The organism is Duganella sp. S19_KUP01_CR8 (assembly GCF_036688705.1).
In the GTDB taxonomy this organism is placed as follows: domain Bacteria; phylum Pseudomonadota; class Gammaproteobacteria; order Burkholderiales; family Burkholderiaceae_D; genus Rugamonas.
Genome location: NZ_JAQQPR010000021.1, coordinates 89,815 through 107,962 on the forward strand (window position 1 = coordinate 89,815; position 18,148 = coordinate 107,962).

15 protein-coding genes are annotated in these 18,148 nt (G+C 64.6%); 10 read left to right on the forward strand and 5 right to left on the reverse strand.

The window, feature by feature from the left end; all coding sequences use genetic code 11:
- Positions 1-68: 68 nt before the first annotated feature.
- Entirely contained in the window at positions 69-1,706 is a 1,638-nt protein-coding gene (locus tag V6M89_RS20860) for a serine hydrolase domain-containing protein (protein ID WP_332854966.1), read from the forward strand.
- A gap of 4 nt (positions 1,707-1,710) precedes the next feature.
- Here V6M89_RS20860 and V6M89_RS20865 read toward each other — a convergent pair whose 3' ends face one another.
- Positions 1,711-2,532, reverse strand: a complete 822-nt coding sequence (locus V6M89_RS20865; RefSeq protein ID WP_332854967.1) for a LytR/AlgR family response regulator transcription factor — start codon at positions 2,530-2,532, stop codon at positions 1,711-1,713.
- Positions 2,533-2,661: 129 nt separating this feature from the next.
- Here V6M89_RS20865 and V6M89_RS20870 point away from each other — a divergent pair, with 129 nt between their 5' ends.
- The 5 genes from V6M89_RS20870 (at position 2,662) to V6M89_RS20890 (ending at position 6,375) form a co-directional block, all read left to right on the forward strand.
- Positions 2,662-3,231 (forward strand): FxDxF family PEP-CTERM protein, encoded by a 570-nt coding sequence (locus V6M89_RS20870; protein WP_332854968.1) that lies wholly within the window; start codon positions 2,662-2,664, stop codon positions 3,229-3,231.
- A gap of 34 nt (positions 3,232-3,265) precedes the next feature.
- On the forward strand, positions 3,266-3,877 hold the full coding sequence (locus tag V6M89_RS20875) for a TetR/AcrR family transcriptional regulator (RefSeq protein ID WP_332854969.1): 612 nt from the start codon (positions 3,266-3,268) through the stop codon (positions 3,875-3,877).
- A gap of 118 nt (positions 3,878-3,995) precedes the next feature.
- Positions 3,996-5,153, forward strand: a complete 1,158-nt coding sequence (locus V6M89_RS20880) for an iron-containing alcohol dehydrogenase (RefSeq protein ID WP_332854970.1) — start codon at positions 3,996-3,998, stop codon at positions 5,151-5,153.
- A 29-nt stretch (positions 5,154-5,182) separates the two neighbouring features.
- Positions 5,183-5,860 (forward strand): type 1 glutamine amidotransferase domain-containing protein, encoded by a 678-nt coding sequence (locus V6M89_RS20885; protein WP_332854971.1) that lies wholly within the window; start codon positions 5,183-5,185, stop codon positions 5,858-5,860.
- A gap of 95 nt (positions 5,861-5,955) precedes the next feature.
- Positions 5,956-6,375: a YidB family protein gene (locus V6M89_RS20890; protein ID WP_332854972.1), complete on the forward strand. Its 420-nt coding sequence runs from the start codon at positions 5,956-5,958 to the stop codon at positions 6,373-6,375.
- On the opposite strand, the gene V6M89_RS20895 is transcribed toward V6M89_RS20890, so the two are convergent.
- From V6M89_RS20895 to V6M89_RS20910, 4 genes are all read right to left on the reverse strand, one after another.
- A complete protein-coding gene (locus V6M89_RS20895; protein WP_116992614.1) occupies positions 6,376-6,915 on the reverse strand; it encodes a DUF2058 domain-containing protein in 540 nt (179 codons plus the stop codon).
- A gap of 74 nt (positions 6,916-6,989) precedes the next feature.
- Entirely contained in the window at positions 6,990-9,575 is a 2,586-nt protein-coding gene (locus tag V6M89_RS20900; protein ID WP_332854973.1) for a TonB-dependent receptor plug domain-containing protein, read from the reverse strand.
- Positions 9,576-9,795: 220 nt separating this feature from the next.
- Complete coding sequence (locus V6M89_RS20905) at positions 9,796-10,848, reverse strand: LacI family DNA-binding transcriptional regulator (protein ID WP_332854974.1); 1,053 nt, start codon at positions 10,846-10,848, stop codon at positions 9,796-9,798.
- Positions 10,827-11,648, reverse strand: coding sequence for a polysaccharide deacetylase family protein (locus V6M89_RS20910; RefSeq protein WP_332854975.1), 822 nt, complete (start codon positions 11,646-11,648; stop codon positions 10,827-10,829). Before V6M89_RS20910 ends, V6M89_RS20905 begins: the two co-directional genes overlap by 22 nt.
- A gap of 208 nt (positions 11,649-11,856) precedes the next feature.
- On the opposite strand from V6M89_RS20910, the gene V6M89_RS20915 reads away from it, so the two are divergent.
- The 4 genes from V6M89_RS20915 (at position 11,857) to V6M89_RS20930 (ending at position 18,140) form a co-directional block, all read left to right on the forward strand.
- Positions 11,857-14,811, forward strand: coding sequence for a TonB-dependent receptor (locus V6M89_RS20915; protein WP_332854976.1), 2,955 nt, complete (start codon positions 11,857-11,859; stop codon positions 14,809-14,811).
- A 91-nt stretch (positions 14,812-14,902) separates the two neighbouring features.
- Entirely contained in the window at positions 14,903-16,426 is a 1,524-nt protein-coding gene (locus V6M89_RS20920) for a tryptophan halogenase family protein (protein WP_332854977.1), read from the forward strand.
- Between the two features lie 15 nt (positions 16,427-16,441).
- Positions 16,442-17,143 carry a SapC family protein gene (locus tag V6M89_RS20925; RefSeq protein WP_332854978.1) on the forward strand — a complete coding sequence of 234 codons (702 nt, stop codon included), beginning with the start codon at positions 16,442-16,444 and terminating at the stop codon, positions 17,141-17,143.
- Positions 17,136-18,140 (forward strand): cupin-like domain-containing protein, encoded by a 1,005-nt coding sequence (locus tag V6M89_RS20930; RefSeq protein ID WP_332854979.1) that lies wholly within the window; start codon positions 17,136-17,138, stop codon positions 18,138-18,140. The genes V6M89_RS20925 and V6M89_RS20930 overlap by 8 nt, the downstream gene beginning before the upstream one ends.
- Positions 18,141-18,148 lie beyond the last annotated feature (8 nt).

An 18,148-nucleotide genomic window follows, 5' to 3' on the forward strand; every position in this document is an offset into this window, starting at 1 on the left:
AATGTTGACATCTTAAACAGTGCCGGCGTTATACTTCACTACAACACCTAATCACAAAGGAGATAACCATGAAAAACCCTACCCGCCTGTCCCTGCTGCTGTCCGCCCTGGTCATGGCCAATGCCGCCGTCGCCGCCACGCCCGCCGAGCAGACCGCTGCCCTGTTCGCCCCTTATGCCAAGGCCGATGCGCCGGGTTGCGCCGTCTCCGCCTGGCGCGACGGCAAGCCGCTGCTGGCACAAGGCTACGGCGCCGCCAGCCTTGAGCACGGCGTCGCCATCGACGCCCAGCGCACCGTCTTCGACATCGGCTCGACCTCGAAGCAATTCACCGCCGCCGCCATCCTGCTGCTGGTGCAAGACGGCAAGGTCAAACTGGGCGACGACATCCGCCGCTACCTGCCTCAGCTGCCGGACTACGGCACCCCGATCACCGTCGACCACCTGCTGCACCACACCAGCGGCCTGCGCGACTACTTGATACTGCTGAACCTGCGAGGCGTGGCCCTGGGCGACGTCAGCAGCAATGCCGAGGCCGTGGCCGACGTCGCGCGCCAGCAGGGCCTCAACTTCCAGCCCGGCACCGCCTACTCCTACAGCAACACCGGTTATATGCTGCTGGCCCAGATCGTCGAGAAGGTCAGCGGCGGTAGCCTGGCCGCCTTCGCCAAGGCGCGCATCTTCGATCCGCTGGGCATGAACGATACCCGCATCCACGACGACCACGACGCAGTGGTGCCGCACCGCGCCAGCGCCTACCGTCCAAACGGACCCGCCAGCTTTGCGCTGCTGATGTCGAACTGGGAACATACCGGCGACGGCGCGGTCCAGTCCACGCTGGTCGACCTGGCCAAGTGGGACGCCAATTTCTACCAGCCTAAAGTAGGCGGCGCCCAGCTGGTCGAGCAGATGCAGGCCGTAGGCAAGCTCAACGACGGCACCGTGCTGAACTATGGACGCGGCCTGATGCTGGACAGCTATCGCGGCCTGGACGTGGCCTCCCATTCCGGCTCCTTCGCCGGCTACAAGGCGGAACTGCTGCGTCTGCCCAAACTGAAGCTGGGCGTGGCCGTGCTGTGCAACCGTCCCGACCTGGACCCGAGCAGCCTGGCACGCCGGGTGGCCGACATCTACGCCGCCGGCGAGTTCCCGGTAGCGGCGGCGGACACCGAGCTCAAGCCTGTGGAACTGGCCGATCCGGCCCGCTACGCCGGCGTGTACTGGAACCAGCGCGAAGGCATGCTGCGCCGCGTCGAGGCACTGGACGGCAAGCTGTGGTACACCGGACCGGGCATGAAGCAGGAACTGCTGCCGGTCGGCGAAGGCAGCTTCATGCGCGACCCTCAACGCACGGCCAAGCCGGCCGTCATCACCGAGCGCACGCTGGTGGTGGAGCGTCCGGGCGAACCGGCGGCCCGCTTCGAACGGGTCACCGCCGGCAGCATGACGCCGGAGCAGCTGGCCGCCGTCGCCGGCACCTACGACAGCGCCGAACTGAACGCGACCTTCGTGCTGAAACTCAAGGACGGCAAGCTGTGGATGACGACGCCGCGCTTCGGTGAGCAGCCGATGAACAATGTGTTCGCCGACGCCTTCGGCGCCAGCGGCATCGTGGTCCGGCTGCAACGCGACAAGGCCGGCAAGGTGACCGGCATGGTGGCCTACGTCGGCCGCGCCAACGGCATGAAACTGGTGCGCCGGGGCTAAGCAGTCAGGCGAACATGGCCTGCACCTGCTTGAGATACCGCGCGCTGACCCGCACGGTATCTCCCTGCGTCAGGCGCACCGCGTCATAGCCGTCGCTGTCGCTGCGCAGGCCGGCGATGGCGCTGCGTCGCACCACGGCGGTCCGGTGCACCCGCACCCACTCCTGCTCCGGCAAGCGTTCGACGATGGCGGTGATGGTGCCGCGGTGCAGGACCACCCGCCCGGCCAGATGCAGTTCGACATAATTTCCGGCCGCGCCTAGCCACATCACATCGTCGATGGCGATGCGTTCCAGGCCGGCGGCGGTGCGCACCACCACCTGCTGCAAAGCCGGCGCGCTGTAGCCGGCCTCGTCGGCCGCGCGGTCGCGCAGATAGGCCTGCACCGCGCTGTTCATCGCCGCCTGCTGGTTCAGCTCCAGCATCAGGGCCGCGCGCCGCAGCATCAGGTCGAAGCGCTCGTCGTCGCAGGGCTTGAGCATATAATCCAGCGCGAAGATATCGAAGGCGCCCAGCACCTGCTCGTCGTAGGCGGTGACGAACACGATCAGCGGCGCGCCCGGCCGCTGGCACAGCTCGCGCGCGAACGCCAGCCCGGACTGCCCCTTCATCTGGATGTCGATCAGGATCAGGTCTACCGGCCCGGCCCGCAAGCGCGCCCGGGCCTGCTCGCTGGAACGGCACGATTCCAGCAAGCGCCATTGCGGCCGCCGGGCCAGCAGCCATTCCAGGTTGGCGATGGCCGGCTGTTCATCGTCGACGATCAAGACCGTCTTCGGCCGGGCCGTCGACGGAGAAGCGTGGTTCGATAGCATGGTGGTGTTCATCGGCGTCCATGTGTAGATTCCTGCTGCGATGGCATAAACTTAATCTTAATTCAATTATTTTAATTGTTTTCCTACCGTTGTCGATGTAACATTTTTTCCTCTTTTACCGCCACTTAATCTGAGGAAGTCATGATTTTTGTCAAACGCCTATCCATAGCCATCGCCCTGTGCGCCACCGTCGGCGCCGTCCAGGCGGCGCAAGTCGACGCGCCGGTCGCCAGCAACGCCTACATCACCCGCAACAATCTGGATTGGGCATGGGCGTCGCCGCTGCCCGCCTCGAGCGGCCTGGACCTGTCCTACCAATCGCAATTCGGCTGGCGCCTGCCGACCGCTGCGGAGCTGGCCAACGCCCCGCTGGCCACCGACTTCATTTTCGCCGGCGCCAACGTGCCGCTGGGCGGCACGGATCCCATGACCGGCGCCAACTTCTCCGCGATCAACGGCCAGCTGACCGGCGCCGCCGCCTGCGCCTCGCCCTACTTCAGCAACAGCTACAGCCACTGCGACTGGCAGGACGGCCTGGGCCAGCCATACGGCCCGTGGGCCGGCACACCGGGCGCCCCTTCCTTCGGCGATCAGCTGGTGGTGCGCGCCGTGCCGGAAGCGGACACCTACGCCATGCTGCTGGCCGGCCTGGGCGTGGTCGGCGTGGTGGCCCGCCGCCGCCGGCCGACAGGCGCGCAAATGCAAAACTAGACGACTGGTCTAATTGTGTTATGATGCGTCCACCATGACCACAGAACACAACAACGTCCGCCAACACATCCTGGATACGGGCAAGACCATCATCACCGGCAAAGGCTTTGCCGGCGTGGGCTTGAACGAGATCCTGACGGCGGCGGGCGTGCCCAAGGGCTCCTTCTACCACTACTTCAAGTCCAAGGAGTTGTTCGGCGAGGCGCTGCTGGACGACTACATCGAGCAATACCTGGCGCAGATGGAAGCCGTGCTGAGCCAGCCCGACCGGAGCGCCGCGCGCGCGCTGATGGACTACTGGGCCAGCTGGAACGACCTCGACGCGGACAGTTGCGACTGCCGCTGCCTGGTGGTCAAGCTCAGCGGGGAAGTGGCGGACATGTCGGAAGCCATGCGCGTCACCCTGCTGGAGGGCACCAACCGCATCGTCGCCCGCCTGGCGGTCTGCGTCGAACAGGCGCAGGCCGACGGTTCGCTGCGCCAGGTCGCCGACGCCAAGCTCACGGCGCTGGCCTTGTACCAGCTGTGGCTGGGCGCGGCCCTGCTGACCAAGCTGCGGCGCGAGCCCAGCGCACTGCACGCCGCCTGGCAAACCACGCTGGCCATGCTGCACCTGCCAGCCCACACCCAAGGGGGTCAAGTCTGACAATCGGACACGTGCCCAACCGTAGCAGCCACTAAGGCTGAGCACGTGTCCGAATGTCAGACTTGACCCTTGTTTTTTACCGCATCACTAGACGACCAGTCTAATAACAGGAGCTAGCATGAAGAATTTTGAATTCCACAACCCGACCAAGATCGTCTTCGGCGCCGACACCGTCGCCCAGTTGTCCAAGCTGGTGCCGGACGGCGCCCGCGTGCTGATCCTGTACGGCGGCGCCAGCGCCGAAAAGACCGGCACCCTGGCCGAAGTGCGCAGCGCGCTGGGCGCCCGCGCCGTCCGCGAGTTCGGCGGCATCGAACCCAACCCCAGCTACGAAACGCTGATGCGCGCGGTCGAACAGGTGCGCCGCGATGAGATCGACTTCCTGCTGGCCGTCGGCGGCGGCTCGGTCATCGACGGCACCAAGTTCGTCGCCGCCGCCGCGCTGTACGACGGCGAGCCGTGGGAGATCGCCCAGAGCGGCGGCGCCAAGGTGCGCCGCGCCCTGCCCTTCGGCGCCGTGCTGACCTTGCCGGCCACCGGCTCGGAAATGAACAACGGCGCCGTGGTCACCCACAAGGCCAGCCACACCAAGCTGCCGTTCCGCAGCCCGCTGCTGTTCCCGCAATTCTCGGTGCTCGATCCGTCCAAGACCTTCACGCTGCCGACCAGGCAAGTGGCCAACGGCCTGGTCGACGCCTTCGTCCACACGGTCGAACAATACCTGACCTATCCGGTGCAGGCGCTGGCGCAGGACCGCTTTGCCGAAGGCTTGCTGCAAACGCTGGTCGAGATCGCGCCGCAAGCGCTGGCCGCGCCCGACGACTACGCCACCCGCGCCAACCTGATGTGGACCGCCACCCTGGCGCTGAACGGCCTGATCGGCGCCGGCGTGCCGCAGGACTGGGCCACCCACATGATCGGCCACGAGCTGACCGCGCTGTACGACATCGACCACGCGCGCACGCTGGCGCTGGTGCTGCCGTCGCTGCTGGACGTGCAGCGCGCCACCAAGCGCGAGAAGCTGCTGCAATACGGTGAGCGCGTGTGGGGCATCCGCGACGGCAGCGACGAGCAACGCATAACCGCCGCCATCGCCCAGACCCGCGCGTTCTTCGAAGGCCTCGGCATCCCGACCCGCTTGTCGGCCTACCAGCTGGGACAGGAAGCGGTGGAAGCCGTGCTGGCGCAGCTGGCCGCGCACGGCATGACCAGCCTGGGCGAACACCGCGACATCGACCTGGCGCGCAGCCGCCGCATTCTTGAAGCTGCACTGTAAGCCCTCAACCTCACACACAAGGACACACCATGAACATCCTGATGGTACTCACCTCGCACGACCAACTGGGCGACACCGGCCACAAAACCGGCTTCTGGCTGGAAGAATTCGCCGCGCCCTACTACGCGCTGAAAGAAGCCGGCGCGCAACTGACGGTGGTCTCGCCGCTGGGCGGCCAGCCGCCGCTGGACCCGAAAAGCGATGCGCCGGAATCGCAAACCCCGGCCACCATCCGCTTCAAGGCCGACGCCGACGCGCAAGCCGTGCTGGCCCACACCGGCAAGCTGGCCGAGGTCTCGGCGGCCGACTTCGACGCCGTGTTTTATCCGGGCGGCCACGGCCCGCTGTGGGACCTGGCCGAAGACCGCGCCTCGATCGCGCTGATCGAAGCCATGCTGGCGGCCGGCAAGCCGGTGGCGGCGGTGTGCCACGCGCCCGGCGTGCTGCGCCACGTGAAGGCGGCCGACGGCAGCCCGCTGGTGCGCGGCAAGCAGGTGACCGGCTTCACCAACACCGAGGAGGAAGCGGTCGGCCTGACCAAGGTCGTGCCCTTCCTGGTCGAGGACATGCTGAAGGAACACGGCGGCATCTACTCCAAAGTCGCCGACTGGCAAGCCTACGCCGTCACCGACGGCCTGCTGGTCACCGGCCAGAATCCGGCCTCGTCGGAAGCGGCTGCGGCGGCCCTGCTCAAGCTGCTGGCCTGACGCGACCAGCATGCTGCACCGCCGCAAAAGTCGCTTGCCGCAGCGTTGATTCGGTGCAAAAATGATATCTCCATTGCCTTACCCCACCGGAGAACATGATGAGCTTACTGGATCAACTGGCAGGACAAGTACTGGGATCGCTGGGCGGCGGCCAGCAAGGCGAAGCGCAGCAAGGGAACTTGCTGTCGGGTGTGATGGCGATGATAGATAACGCCGGCGGCGTGCCGGCCGTACTGGAAAAACTCAAGCAAAGCGGCCTGGCCGACCAGGTCATGTCGTGGGTGGGCACCGGCGCCAACCAGGCCATTTCCGGCGGCCAGCTGGAGGATGCGTTGGGTTCGGACCAGCTGCAACAGATCGCCGGCCAGGCCGGCATCGATCCGCAGCAGGTGTCGTCCGGCCTGGCCAGCCTGCTGCCGCAGATTATCGATCAGCTGACGCCGCACGGCGAAGTGCCGGCCGACGGCCTGCTGGCGCAAGGCCTTAACCTGCTGAAGGCGCGCCTGAGCGCCTGATCACCACATCAGATCGTCTGGGATCTGGAAGGCGGCGTACGGATCGTCTTCCTCCACCGCGGTGGTGCTCTTGTTGACGCGCACCACCAGCGTGGCGTCGCGCTCGGCGATCTTGTCGGCGATCACGCGCGGCACCAGCTCGGCCACGCCGTTCAGCACCACGATCACCAGGCGGCCGGCCACCAGATGCTCGCGCACCGCCGCCGTCACGAACATGCGCTCGATCTTGCTGCCGTGCGTGTAGTTGTAGGCGATGTCGCCGTTGCGGCCCTTGTCCTGGCGGTTCTGCTGCACCATCTGCGCGATCTGCGCCAGGATGGCTTTCTGCTGCGCCGCCGCGTCGCGCTGCGCGTTCAGTTCGCGGTTGCGCTCGGCCAGCTTGCGCTGCGCCTCCTGCGCGGCCAGCTTGGCTTCGTCGACGCTCTGGGTGCCGGAGCGGCGCTCTTCCTTCTTCTGCTTGCTCTTTTCCTGATTGGCGACCTTGACCTTGTTCTTGGCCACCAGGCCGGCCTTCAGCAATTGATCTTGTAACGAAACCATGTGTACCACTCCATAAAAAAAGGTCCGCCGCCCCTTGCGGAGCCGCGGACCTCATTATAGCTGCGGCGTGCCGCTTAGAAGCGATAGTTCAGCGAGGCGGCGAAGGTGCGGCCCAGCTGGCTGAACTGCGAACCATCGTAGGTCACCATCGAGTAGCGGCCGTCGAAGGTGATCGAGTTGTATTGCAGCTCGTACGGAGTCATGCCAGTGACGGCATCTTTGACCTTGCTGTCCAACAGGGCTTGTCCGGCCGAGTTGAGCGCCTTCATGTTCCACTTCGGCGTGACGTTCAGGATGTTGTTGACATTGAACGACAGGGTGACGTTCTTGGCCACGTTGTAGTTGAACGCGAAGTCGGTGACCACCTTGGTCTTGAACTCCACTTCCAGGTTGCTGTCCAGGCCGGCGTTGCGGAAACGGGTAGGACCGAACATGGTGTTATTCAGCGAGAAGTTGAAGTCGCGGTAGTCAAGATCCGCGCCGAAGATGGTCTTGAACTTCGGACGCGACGTGAACATCAACGCTTCCTGGGTCGGATCGAGCACGGACTGGTTCGCCGCCGCCACCGTCGATGGATTGTTGACGTTGCCCTCACGCTCGTTTTTCAACGACAGGTTGCCCGACAGGTTCAGCGTCACTTTGCCTTCGCCCAACGGCAAGTTCTTGCGCGACATCACATAGTCGATGCCCGAAGTACGGCTGGTCAATGCATTGGCGAAGAAGCTCACCGACACGATGCCGTTGGCGTTCAACACCTGATCGAGCGGGCTGGCCTTCACGCAAGCGTCTTGCTTGACCGGATCGGTTTCGTTACAGGCCGGCACAATTTCCTTGCCGAGCACGATACGGTTCTTCACCTTGATGTTGTAGTAATCGACCGTGATGCTGGTGTTGTTGTCAGGCTTCAGACCCAGGCCCAGCGTGATGTTGTTCGACTTTTCGGCCTGCAGTTTCGGCACGCCCAGCGCCGCAGCTTCCTTGGACACATTGTTGACCAGGCCGGAGACCTGAATGCCCTTGCCCGGCACGAAAGAGTACTGCGCTTTCTGCGTGTAGATCTGCGCCAGCGATGGCGCGCGGAAGCCGGTCGATGCCGACGCGCGCAGGGTCAGCTGCTCGCTGACTTTCAGGCGCGACGACAGCTTCCAGACGAACGCGCTGCCGAAGTCGCTGTATTTCTCGTAGCGGCCGGTGCCGTCGACCAGCAGGCTGTCGCTGATATCCCAGGTCGCGCCGCCGTACACGCCGTAGTTCGAGCGCGAGGTCGGGAAGGAATTGCGCGGATCGTTGCCGGCGAAGGAATCGGCACCGGTGCCGACATACGACGCTTCTTCGCCAGCGATCGTCTTGAATTTTTCATGACGGATTTCGGTACCGGCATACGCGCTGACGGTCGACGCCACCTGCTTGGATACGTCGCCATTGAACACGAAATGTTCGAACTTCACGCCGCCGGCGTTGAAGTGCGTCGGCGAGGCAGCGCCCAGGCTGCGATTGACCGAGTTGCCGACTTCATAGCTTTGCTCATTGCCGCCGTAGGTCAGGCTCAGGTCCGTGCCCCAGCCGCCCAACAGGAATTTCATGCCGCCGGTGGCGTTGTAGTCATCGAGCTTGCCGATAAAGGTCGGCACGTAACCGAGGTAAGGGCTGCCGGCCGGATGCAGCAGTCCGTAGTCGGTCGGACGCCAGTACGGCGTGCGATAGTTGGCATAGCTGTCGACCTGCTTGTGCACATACGCCGCGTTGCCGTAGACCGACACGTCGTCGCTCAATTCGTAGCGGCTGTTGACCAGGGCTTTTTGCGCGGACGTGGCAGGCGAGCCGTTGATGTTGCCAGCATCGGGTTTGATCTTCAGGAACGCTTGCGCCTCGGCCAGCGTGCCGCCCAGCGTATCGGGCTCGGCCCGGGCATCCACCAGGCCAGGGCGGTTGGACAGCCCTACCCGGGAAAGGTCGAGCGTGTAGTTGACAAAGCCCCGATCGCCCAGCGCTACGCCCTGGTTCAGGCTCAGGCCGCCCATCTTGCCGTCGCTCTCATGGGTGATGCCGGCGCGCGCGGTGAGCGAACCGCCCTCGGCGTTATCCTTGAGGATGATATTGACCACGCCGGCGATGGCGTCGGAACCGTACTGGGCCGAGGCGCCGTCGCGCAGTACTTCAATGCGCTTGATCGCGTCTTGCGGAATGGCGGAAATGTCGGAGCCGCTTTCACCACGGCCCGGCGAGGTCTGCGTGTAGACCAGCGAGCTGGCGTTCTTGCGTTTGCCGTTGATCAGGATCAGCACACGGCTCGGTCCCATATTGCGGATTTCATACGGGTCGAGCAGCGACGTGGCGTCGTTGACCGGAGTTTGCACCGTATTGAAAGAAGGCACGCGGAATTGAAGCGCTTTATCGAGCGACGCCTGGCCGGTCTTGCTGAGCTCGCGCGAGCCGATGATATCGACTGGCACTGGCGTATCGACCATGGTGCGCTGGGCGCCGCGGCTACCGGTGGAAACAATCACCACTTTCTGGATATCGTCCGGCGTCGCATCGGCCGCGGCGGCAGTTTGCGCGGCGGCGGCTGGGGCGACGGCGGTCGCCTGGGCTTGGGCCTGGGCCAGGACGTATGGGCTGGCGGACAACAACAACGCTGCAAATGGGAAATTCTTCTTCATGTGCGATCTCTTTTATTTTCGTAATGTTGAGTAGCTGTTGATAGCAACGTGGAAGTTATCCGACGATTGTTGCTACGGCTGAATGTATAGACATCATTACTAACCGTCTATTGTTTCCACTAAACTTCGCCATGAATCCAGATTCATGCGGCAAATTAACAACTATGAAAACGTTTTCCCATTGGCATTTAAACATTGTTTCCAGGTGCGGGAGCGGCGCTCAGGCCGGCTTGCGGCGGCGCGCCGGCTTGGCCGCCGCCGGCGGTGCCGCCAGCGATGCCAGCGAGGCCCGCAAGGTCATCGTCACCGGGTAGCCGCGCGTGACGGGGCGCTGCAGGTCGTAGCAGCTGTTGAGCAGCGCGTTGATGCCGTTCTGGGTCATCTCGCGCCACGGCATGTGCACCGTGGTCAGGCGCGGCGCCGAGAATTCCGCGCTGGGCGTATCGTCGTAGCCGATCACCGACAGCTCGTGCGGCACGCGGATGCCGGCCTCCTGGAAGTACGACAGCGCGCCCACCGCCATCTCGTCGTTGGCGCAGAACAGCGCGCTGCACGGGTGCCTGGAGTCCATCAATTCCTTGGCCGCCGACCAGCCGCCGGCCGGCGAAAAGTCGCGCTCGGTCAGCCACAGCTTGGCGGTGTCGACGCCGTTGGCCTGCAGCTCGGCGAGGAAGGCGTTGACCCGCACCACGTTGTCGGGCAGGCTGGCCGGTCCGGCCACCACGGCGATCTGCCGGTGTCCATGGTCGAGCAAGGCGCGCGCCGCCATCCGTCCGCCCAGCGTGTGGTCGACCGTGAAGCACTGGCCGGCGATGTTGTCGAAGCTGTGGTTGAGCACCACCATGCGGTTGTGCTTGAAGCGCAGCGCGGCGATGTCTTCCTCTTGCAGCACATTGGTCATCAGGATCAGGCCGTCGCAGCCGCGTTCGATCAGGAAGGCGATGCCCTCGATCGCCTGCTGGCGCGCGCCGCCCAGGCCGGCGCCGAAGGCCACCACCATGTGCAGGCCGGCGGTGCGCAGTTCGTTGTCGATGATCTGCAGGATGGGCGTGTAGAAGGTGCCGCTCAGCACCGGGATGTACACGCCTATCATCTGGCTGGAGCCCGACAGCAGCGTGCGCGCCGCGTGCGAGGGCCGGAAGTCCAGCTGCTCGATGGCCGCCTTGACCTTCGCCAGCGTGGCCGGCGATACCGAACCCTTGCCGCTGACGACGCGCGAAGCGGTTCCCAGTCCTACACCCGCGAGGCGGGCTACGTCTTTGATGGTGGCCACGGCTGGTGCATTTTCACGTAGGTCATGATGGTTAGAAAAGTGTCGGTCCAGTACAGCCGGCGGTGCGCCGCCAGGTAGCGCACCAGCTCCTCGTGCGCGGCGTTCGAAGTGCTCAGGTAGTCGCCGCCGATGCCGTGGAAAGTGAAGTTGACCATGGTCCCCTGCCGCCCCGCCCGCTCGACGATGGCGATCAATTCCTTGCCGCTGAGGCCGACCGGCGCCAGCACCGTCACCGCATGCGGATCGAGCGCCGCCATCGACGCCGTCACCCCATCGCCGCCGCCCACCTTGATCGCCACGAAGGCCGGCGCGATCAGCGGCAGGTAGTTCACGCCGTTGGCCTGCGTGTCGCCGCAGGGCACGGTGTAGGTGCGCGGGCGCTTGCCGTCGATGGCGTACAGCATGGTGTTGGCGGCCAGCACCTGGTCGCGCATCTGCTCGGCGCTGGTGGTGTCGAGGTTGCGCTGCGGCTGCACCCAGTCGTGGCCCGGCGCCGCCAGCGAACACTGGTGGAACAGGCTGTGGTTGCCCAGCTCATGGCCGTGCCTGGCCGCGCTGCGCCACGCTGCCATGCGCCGGTCGACCGTGGGATTGGACAGTTGCAAATAGAAGCTGCCCTTCAGGCCGTACTTGTCCAGCGTCGGGATGGCGTGGTCGAGCTGCGAATCGAGGGCGTCGTCGTAGGCCAGGCTGACGGCCGCGCGGGCGCCGTGCGGCCAGGCCGAAGCCGGGGCCGCCGTCACCGCCGTCGCCACGCTCAGGCAGACCATGCCCAGCGCAAGAAAATGGAGTCTATGCATGCAAAGTGTCTCTTTTTGGAAACGTTCCCAGACATGGTGCACGGGTTGATTTCCTCTGTCAACGAAAACCGGGGCCTGCTTATGCGGCATTGCAAATTGACTTTGAAATTCGTTCGGTGCTATATTTGCCACACGAAATGGAAACCTTTCCAAATCTGGGTCGGGGAAAGTGGCAAAGCGAGCTGTTTATAAAAACACAGGAGATAACATGCATTATCCAAAGGCACGACAGAAACTAATGAGCCTGGCGGTGGCCAGTGCCTGCGCGACGGCGGCCGGGCAGGCACTGGCGCAGGAAGCATCCGTCAAGGCAGCTGAACCGGAAGTCCAGAGCGTGGTCGTTACCGGCCTTCGCCAGAGCTTGCTGTCCTCGATGAACCTGAAGCGCAATTCCGACGGCATTGTCGACGGCATCGTGGCCGAGGACATCGGCAAGTTCCCCGACACCAACCTGGCCGAATCGCTGCAGCGCATTTCCGGCGTGTCGATCGACCGCTCGATCGGCGAAGGCTCGAAGATCACCGTGCGCGGCGTCGGCCCCGACTTCAACCTGGTGCTGCTGAACGGCCGCCAGATGCCGACCTCCAACCTGGGCGACCTCAACGGCCGCGCCTTCGACTTCGCCAACCTGGCGTCGGAAGCGATCTCCCAGCTGCAAGTGTACAAAACCAGCCGCGCCGAAAACGCGACCGGCGGCATCGGCGCCACCGTCAACGTGATGACGGCGCGGCCGTTCGACCGTCCCGGCATGCATTCGAGCGTGGGCGTCAAGGGCGTGTACGACAGCACCAACGGCAACCTGCCGGGCGACGTCAAGGCCAGCCGCTCGACCACGCCGGAGCTCTCCGGCCTGTACTCGAACACCTTCGACAACAACAAGTTCGGCGTGGCGCTGACCGGCAGCTACCAGGAACGCAACCTGGGCTACAACACCGCGGCCGTCTCCAACGGCTGGAAGGGCCCGTTCCGCGGCGATGAAAACACTTGGGGCACGATCCCTCAGGACGGCGCGATCAACCGCCCGACCGGCGCCAACCTGTACTCGGTGCCGCAAAACCTGAACTACAACTTCAACGGCGTCAAGCGCCAGCGCACCAACGCCCAGCTGACCTTGCAATACAAGCCGACCGACAAGCTGGTCACCACGCTGGACTACACCTACTCCGAAAACAAGATCCAGACCAAGCGCAACGATCTGTCGGCCTGGTTCAACTTCGGCCCGTCGACCAGCTCGTGGACCAGCGGCCCCGTCTCCAGCCCGCTGATCTACAAGGAAATCATCGCCCCCGGCAAGGACGGCATCGCCACGTCCGACATCGCCATGGGCGCGGCCGACTTCGCCACCAAGACGCAGAACAAGTCGCTGGGCTTCAACGCCGTCTGGAAGCCGACCACCGACCTGCGCTTCGAGCTGGACACCCACCACTCGACCGCCGAGTCCAAGGCCGACAGCCCCTTCGGTTCGAGCAACACGCTCGGCACGGCCAGCTTCAGCCGCGGCGACACCACGGCCGACTTCAGCCACGATTTCCCGGTGCTGAGCATCGTCGGCGCCGACTTCACCAAAGCGCCGCAGCAGGTCACCGGCTCGGTGTTCACCAACGGCTACATGAAGGGCGAAGTCGACCAGACCCAGGTCAAGGGCGCATGGAAAGTGCTGGAAGCGTCCGAGCTGAAATTCGGCGCCACCGCGTCCGAGGTCAAGAACCGCTCGGCCTTCTCCAACCAGCAGCGCGACACCTGGGGCGGCGCCACCAAGCCGTCCGACTATCCGGCCAGCGTGTTCCATCCGGCGTCGGTGGCCCAGTACTTCGACCATATCGACGGCAGCGGCAGCCCCAACCTGTTCAACCAGTTCTACACCTTCAACTTCGCCCAGGTGCGCCAGCTGGCGGCCAACGCCTCCGGCCTGCCGGCGCTGTACCTGCCGAAGACCACCTTCGACAACGACGCCCGCACCGCCGAGAAATCGAAGGCGGCCTACATCCAGTTCAACACCGACTGGGACACCAAACTGCCGATCCGTACCGCCATCGGCCTGCGCTACGAAACCACCGACGTCATCTCGACCGCGCTGGTGCCGGCCGCGGTCGGCATCAGCTGGGTGTCGCAGAACGAGTTGCCGATCACCTTCGGCGACCCGACCTTCACCACGCTGACCGGCAAGTACCACAACCTGCTGCCAAGCTTTGACTCCGACATCGAGATCACGCCGGACCAGAAGATCCGTTTGAGCCTGGGCGAAACCATCGGCCGTCCGCGCTACGACCAGATCCAGGGCGGCACCACGCTGAACTCGCTGACCCGCGCCGACGGCGGCACCGGCAACCAGGGCAATCCGGCGCTGAAGCCGGTCAAGTCCAAGAACCTGGACCTGTCCTACGAGTGGTACTACGGCAAGCAGAACTTCTTCTCGCTGGGCTACTTCCGCAAGAACCTGGAAAACTACGCCGGCCAGTCGCAGTTCAACGCCACGCCGTTCAACCTGCACACCCCGGTGGGCGGCCAGTATTGGAACGAAGCGCTGGCCAGTGGTTGCACCGGCGCCGACACCACCTGCATCCGCGACTTCATCTTCAAAAACCACAACGGCGCGCCGGGTGTGACGCGCGGCGCCGATGCCAACGGCCACGCCACCGGCACCATCGTCGGCCAGCCGAGCGATCCGATCGCCAACTTCAAGATCAACTCCTTCTCCAACCAGAAGGCGGCCAGCCTGAACGGCCTGGAGGTGAACTTGCAGCACATGTTCGGCAACAGTGGCTTCGGCGTGTCGACCAACTACACCTATGTGCACTCGGGCCTGAAGTACGACAACGCCAAGCTGGGCGAGCAGTTCGCGCTGGTCGGCCTGTCGAACTCGTCGAACGTGGTCGGCATCTACGAGGACAAGAACTTCACCGCCCGCCTGGCCTACAACTGGCGCGGCGAGTTCCTGTCGTCGACGTTTGACGGCTCCGGCCCGAATCCTCAGTACGTCGAGGCATACGGCCAGGTCGACATCAGCATCGGCTACAACTTCAACGACAAGCTGAGCTTCCAGTTCGAGGGCATCAACGTCGGCAACTCGATCCAGCGCACGCACAGCCGTACCCAGCAGCAGCTGGAATCGGTGACGCAGCAAGGTCCGCGTTACATGATAGGCGCCCGCTACAAGTTCTAACCGGTAGTTGATCGTTCCGGGGCCGCTGCCTGGCAGCGGCCCTTTTCGGTTAGACTTTAAGCCATCTCATCCTCAAATCAAGGCGAGTAATATGGTCCGACGCATTGTGATTGTGGGTGGCGGTTCCGCCGGCTGGCTCACCGCCGGCCTGATCGCCGCCGACCACCAGGGCTCGTCCCTGCACGTCACCCTGATCGAATCGCCCGATATCGCGCCCATCGGCGTGGGCGAAGGCACCTGGCCCAGCATGCGCGATACGCTGCGCCGCATCGGCGTGTCCGAAGCCGATTTCTTCCGCGAGTGCGACGCCTCGTTCAAGCAGGGTTCGCGCTTCAACCGCTGGGTCAATGGTGCAGACAACGACTACTACTTCCATCCCTTCGTGCTGCCGCAAGGCTACGGCGAAGTGAACCTGCCGGAGCAATGGCAAGCGCAACACCCGAACATCCCGTTCGCCGACCTGGTCAGCTACCAGCCGCACCTGTGCGTCAACGGCCGCGCGCCCAAGCAGGTGGTGACGCCGGAATTTTCCTCGGTGGCCAACTACGGCTACCACCTCGACGCCGGCAAGTTCGGCGCCTTCCTGCGCAAGCACTGCCTGGAAAAACTGGGAGTGCACTACGTGCCGGACAACGTCGTCGGCATCGCCAGCCACGACAACGGCGACATCGCCGCGCTGCAAACGCAGACGCACGGCGCGCTTGAGGGCGAGCTGTTCATCGACTGCACCGGCATGCAATCGCTGCTGCTGGGCAAGCACTACGAGGTGCCTTTCATCTCGCAGAAGCATGTGCTGTACAACGACTCGGCGCTGGCGGTGCAGATCCCCTACCCCGACGACAACTACCCGATCGCCTCGCAGACTTCTTCCACCGCGCAAAGCGCCGGCTGGATCTGGGACATCGGCCTGCCGACCCGGCGCGGCGTCGGCCACGTGTATTCCAGCGCCCACATCGGCGATGACCAGGCCGAGGCCGAGCTGCGCCGCTACATCACCGCCACCAGCGGCCCGCAGGACATTCCGCAACCGCGCAAGCTCAGCTTCAACCCCGGCTACCGCGAGCGCTTCTGGCACCGCAACTGCGTGGCCATCGGCCTGTCGGCCGGCTTCATCGAGCCGCTGGAAGCATCCGCCCTGGCGCTGGTGGAAATGTCGGCCGCCATGGTCAGCGACGAGCTGCCGGCCACGCGCGCGGCGATGGACATCGTCGCCCAACGCTTCAACGAAGCCTTCAGCTACCGCTGGGAACGCGTAATCGATTTCCTCAAGCTGCACTACGTGCTGAGCCAGCGCCGCGACAGCGACTACTGGCGCGACAACACCGCCACCGTCCCCGAGCGGCTGAACGACTTGCTGACCTTGTGGCGCCACCGCGCACCGTCGCGCAACGACTTCAACCGCATCGAGGAAGTGTTCCCATCGGCCAGCTACCAGTACGTGTTGTACGGCATGGGCTTCCGCAGCGAATTCATGAACCCGCAGCCACGGCAAGCAGCGCTGGCCGACGGCTATTTCCGCGAGGCGGCCGCGCTGACCCACAAGATGCTGGGCGCGCTGCCGGACAACCGCGAACTGATCAACCACATCAAGCGCCACGGCTTGCAGAAAATCTAAAACATGAGAGACCACATGTCGAACACCGTATTGCTCAACAATGTAGACCACAAGGATCTGCGCGTCATCACCCGCCACGGCGCGCAGTTCGGCGACCGCCAGATGTCGGCCGTCACCTTCCCGTCCGAATTCCGCGACGTGCAAGCCTGCTACCCCATCGTCTTCCGCAAGACCACGGACGGCCTGGGCTTCGAGCCGATCGCGCTGTTCGGTTTCCAGGAAGAGGAAAACCTGTTCCTCAATGGTGAACGCTGGGACGCGCCCTACGTGCCGATGATGATAGCGCGCCAGCCCTTCATGATAGGCGTCAACGGCAGCGAGCTGATGGTGCACATCGACGTCAACAACCCGCGCATCAGCCGCACCGAAGGCGAGCAAGTGTTCATGCCGCACGGCGGCAACAGCGAGTTCCTGGAAAGGTCCAGCTCGATGCTGCTGGCCATCCACCAGGGCCTGCAGGAAACGCCTGCCCTGCTGGCCGCGCTGCTGCAGCACGAGCTGCTGGAAAGCTTCGTGCTCGACGTCGAACTGAACGACGGCTCGCAGAACCGCCTGGTCGGCTTCTACACCATCAACGAAGACAAGCTGTCGGCGCTGGGCGCGGACGCCGTGGCCGCGCTGCACCAGGCCGGCCACCTGCACAGCATCTACATGGTGCTGGCCTCGCTGTCCAACTTCCGCATGCTGATCGACCGCAAGAACGCCGCCCATGCCTGAAGCCCTGCGCGAGATCAACGGCCTGGGCGTCAACGACCTGGGCGACGACATCCTCAATTCCACCGAACCAGTGGTGCTGCGCGGCCTGGCCGCCAGCTGGCCGATGGTACGCGCCACGCTGGCATCCGAACGCGGCGGCGACGCCTACCTGCGCAGCCACTACCGCGACGCCACGGTCGGCGCCATGCTGGGACCGCCGGAAGCGGGCGGCCGCTTCTTCTACAACGCCGACATGAGCGGCTTCAACTTCTACCCGGTGCACGCCAAGCTGACCGCCGTGCTGGACGAGATCGAGGCCAAGCGCCACCATGCCACGCCGGCCACCGTCTACGTCGGCTCGACCACGGTGGACACCTGCCTGCCCGGCTTCCGCGAACAGAACGACATCAACCTCGGCGGCCGCGACGCGCTGGCCAGCATCTGGATCGGCAACCGCAGCCGCATCGCCGCCCACTACGACGTGCCGGACAACCTGGCCGTGGTGGCGGCCGGCCACCGCCGCTTCACCCTGTTCCCGCCGGCGCAGCTGAAGAATCTGTACGTCGGCCCACTGGACTTCACGCCGGCCGGCCAGGCCGTCAGCCTGGTGGACCTGCTGAACCCGGACTTCGACACGTATCCGAAATTCGCCGAGGCGCTGGCTCACGCGCGCACCGCCGAACTGGAACCGGGCGACGCCATCTTCATCCCCAGCATGTGGTGGCACCACATCGAGGCGCTGGACCCGTTCAACGTGCTGGTCAACTACTGGTGGCGCCAGTCGCCCGACTACATGGACACGCCGACCAGCGCGCTGATGCTGGCTTTCCTCACCATGCGCGACCTGCCGGCGGCGCAGCGCAAGGCCTGGCAGGAGATCTTCCGCCACTACATCTTTGAAGCCGACGAGACCACGGCCGCCCATATTCCCGAGCACGCCCGCCATGTGCTGGCGCCGCTCAACGACGAGGCCGCGCGCGTGCTGCGCGCCCAGACACTTAAAAAAATGAACCGCTAAGGAGACCA

Coding starts and splice junctions, on each gene's coding strand:
- V6M89_RS20925 (WP_332854978.1), top strand. CDS start 16,442: ATGTCGAACACCGTATTGCTCAACAATGTAGACCACAAGGATCTGCGC.
- V6M89_RS20860 (WP_332854966.1), top strand. CDS start 69: ATGAAAAACCCTACCCGCCTGTCCCTGCTGCTGTCCGCCCTGGTCATG.
- V6M89_RS20885 (WP_332854971.1), top strand. CDS start 5,183: ATGAACATCCTGATGGTACTCACCTCGCACGACCAACTGGGCGACACC.
- V6M89_RS20875 (WP_332854969.1), top strand. CDS start 3,266: ATGACCACAGAACACAACAACGTCCGCCAACACATCCTGGATACGGGC.
- V6M89_RS20930 (WP_332854979.1), top strand. CDS start 17,136: ATGCCTGAAGCCCTGCGCGAGATCAACGGCCTGGGCGTCAACGACCTG.
- V6M89_RS20870 (WP_332854968.1), top strand. CDS start 2,662: ATGATTTTTGTCAAACGCCTATCCATAGCCATCGCCCTGTGCGCCACC.
- V6M89_RS20880 (WP_332854970.1), top strand. CDS start 3,996: ATGAAGAATTTTGAATTCCACAACCCGACCAAGATCGTCTTCGGCGCC.
- V6M89_RS20895 (WP_116992614.1), bottom strand. CDS start 6,915: ATGGTTTCGTTACAAGATCAATTGCTGAAGGCCGGCCTGGTGGCCAAG.
- V6M89_RS20915 (WP_332854976.1), top strand. CDS start 11,857: ATGCATTATCCAAAGGCACGACAGAAACTAATGAGCCTGGCGGTGGCC.
- V6M89_RS20910 (WP_332854975.1), bottom strand. CDS start 11,648: ATGCATAGACTCCATTTTCTTGCGCTGGGCATGGTCTGCCTGAGCGTG.
- V6M89_RS20890 (WP_332854972.1), top strand. CDS start 5,956: ATGATGAGCTTACTGGATCAACTGGCAGGACAAGTACTGGGATCGCTG.
- V6M89_RS20920 (WP_332854977.1), top strand. CDS start 14,903: ATGGTCCGACGCATTGTGATTGTGGGTGGCGGTTCCGCCGGCTGGCTC.
- V6M89_RS20900 (WP_332854973.1), bottom strand. CDS start 9,575: ATGAAGAAGAATTTCCCATTTGCAGCGTTGTTGTTGTCCGCCAGCCCA.
- V6M89_RS20865 (WP_332854967.1), bottom strand. CDS start 2,532: ATGAACACCACCATGCTATCGAACCACGCTTCTCCGTCGACGGCCCGG.